The sequence below is a fragment of the Neisseria sp. P0021.S006 genome, assembly GCF_051956895.1.
The window spans coordinates 1-756 of the sequence record NZ_JBQCWZ010000656.1 but is presented as its reverse complement, the minus strand read 5'-3'; the positions used below and the strand labels follow the sequence as shown (position 1 = coordinate 756).

Here is a 756-nt window from a genome sequence, read left to right as displayed (position 1 = left end):
GGCCTCGGCCACCGCTTCCTCAAACACTTATCGCGCACCGGTCTGCTGCTGCACGTCGTCGATTTAGCGCCCTTCGACGAAACCGTCAACCCCGCCGAAGAAGCTCTTGCTATCATCAACGAGTTGCGCAAATACGATGAAGAACTCTACGGCAAACCGCGCTGGCTGGTGCTGAACAAACTCGATATGCTTGATGAAGAAGAAGCCCAAGCGCGTAGCGCCGCCTTCCTCGAAGCCATCGGCTGGGATTACCCCAAACCCGATGACCGCTTCCAATTCGACATGGAAACCCCGCGCCTCTTCCAAATCAGCGCACTAACCCACCAAGGCACGCAGGAATTGGTACACCAAATCAACCAATACCTAACCGAGAAAAAACGCATCGAAGCCGAAAAAGCAGAAGCGGAACAGGTAGTGGCAAAAGCCGAAATTGCCGAGCAGCAGCCTAAAACGGATACTGGCGTGTTTAAACCGGAGTAAAAAATTTCAGACGGCCTTTTTAATAAAATGGAGAGTCGCATGTCTTCCAACTCTTTCTCTTTACGAGAAAACGATGTTATTAAACGTTCAGAATTACATGACCAATACGGTGGCAATAGACAAAGTGGCATTGCTGCTTCGGCAAAAACGCCCAATATCTTCCTCTTTACTCACCCAGAAAAAGGCGAAGACCACTGCTATTATGATCGCTGGGATGAGAAGGGAACCACCCTGTTTTATTGTGGCGAAGGGCAACGTGGCGATCAGCGTATGATC

General features: G+C 50.1%; 2 pseudogenes. Both read left to right on the top strand.

The window, feature by feature from the left end:
* A pseudogene (locus ACTHUM_RS16290) lies at window positions 1-480 on the top strand (GTPase ObgE); the annotation flags it as partial.
* Between the two features lie 39 nt (window positions 481-519).
* Window positions 520-756, top strand: a pseudogene (locus ACTHUM_RS16285) (restriction endonuclease); the annotation flags it as partial.